Origin of the sequence: Meridianimarinicoccus aquatilis (assembly GCF_004358675.1) — a bacterium.
In the GTDB taxonomy this organism is placed as follows: domain Bacteria; phylum Pseudomonadota; class Alphaproteobacteria; order Rhodobacterales; family Rhodobacteraceae; genus Meridianimarinicoccus; species Meridianimarinicoccus aquatilis.
This window is the reverse complement of sequence record NZ_SMZO01000117.1, coordinates 1-1,590: the sequence shown is the minus strand read 5'-3', so window position 1 is coordinate 1,590 and position 1,590 is coordinate 1. Positions and strand designations below refer to the sequence as shown.

The 1,590-nt window shown below is 53.0% G+C and carries 1 rRNA gene; it reads right to left on the bottom strand.

The features are described from left to right. Positions 1-1,590, bottom strand: a 23S ribosomal RNA gene (locus E2L05_RS20520); the annotation flags it as partial.

Here is a 1,590-nt window from a genome sequence, read left to right as displayed (position 1 = left end):
CGGAACTTACCCGACAAGGAATTTCGCTACCTTAGGACCGTTATAGTTACGGCCGCCGTTTACCGGGGCTTCGATCAAGAGCTTCGCGTTACCGCTAACCCCATCAATTAACCTTCCGGCACCGGGCAGGCGTCACACCGTATACGTCCACTTTCGTGTTTGCACAGTGCTGTGTTTTTAATAAACAGTTGCAGCCAGCTGGTATCTTCGACTGATTTCAGCTCCANCGAGGGACTTCACCTACATATCAGCGTGCCTTCTCCCGAAGTTACGGCACCATTTTGCCTAGTTCCTTCACCCGAGTTCTCTCAAGCGCCTTGGTATTCTCTACCTGACCACCTGTGTCGGTTTGGGGTACGATTTGATGTTACCTGATGCTTAGAGGCTTTTCCTGGAAGCAGGGCATTTGTTGCTTCAGCACCGTAGTGCCTCGTCATCACGCCTCAGCCTTGATTTTCCGGATTTGCCTGGAAAACCAGCCTACACGCTTAAACCGGGACAACCGTCGCCCGGCCAACATAGCCTTCTCCGTCCCCCCTTCGCAGTAACACCAAGTACAGGAATATTAACCTGTTTCCCATCGACTACGCCTTTCGGCCTCGCCTTAGGGGTCGACTCACCCTGCCCCGATTAACGTTGGACAGGAACCCTTGGTCTTCCGGCGAGCGGGCTTTTCACCCGCTTTATCGTTACTTATGTCAGCATTCGCACTTCTGATACCTCCAGCATGCCTCACAGCACACCTTCACAGGCTTACAGAACGCTCCCCTACCCAACAACGCATAAGCGTCGCTGCCGCAGCTTCGGTGCATGGTTTAGCCCCGTTACATCTTCCGCGCAGGCCGACTCGACCAGTGAGCTATTACGCTTTCTTTAAATGATGGCTGCTTCTAAGCCAACATCCTGGCTGTCTGGGCCTTCCCACATCGTTTCCCACTTAACCATGACTTTGGGACCTTAGCTGGCGGTCTGGGTTGTTTCCCTCTTCACGACGGACGTTAGCACCCGCCGTGTGTCTCCCGTGATAACATTCTCCGGTATTCGCAGTTTGCATCGGGTTGGTAAGTCGGGATGACCCCCTTGCCGAAACAGTGCTCTACCCCCGGAGATGAATTCACGAGGCGCTACCTAAATAGCTTTCGGGGAGAACCAGCTATCTCCCGGTTTGATTGGCCTTTCACCCCCAGCCACAAGTCATCCGCTAATTTTTCAACATTAGTCGGTTCGGTCCTCCAGTTAGTGTTACCCAACCTTCAACCTGCCCATGGCTAGATCACCGGGTTTCGGGTCTATACCCTGCAACTTAACGCCCAGTTAAGACTCGGTTTCCCTTCGGCTCCCCTATTCGGTTAACCTTGCTACAGAATATAAGTCGCTGACCCATTATACAAAAGGTACGCAGTCACTGCTCCCACTGCTTGTACGTACACGGTTTCAGGTTCTTTTTCACTCCCCTCGCCGGGGTTCTTTTCGCCTTTCCCTCACGGTACTGGTTCACTATCGGTCAGTCAGGAGTATTTAGCCTTGGAGGATGGTCCCCCCATATTCAGACAGGATACCACGTGTCCCGCCCTACTCATCGAGCTCACA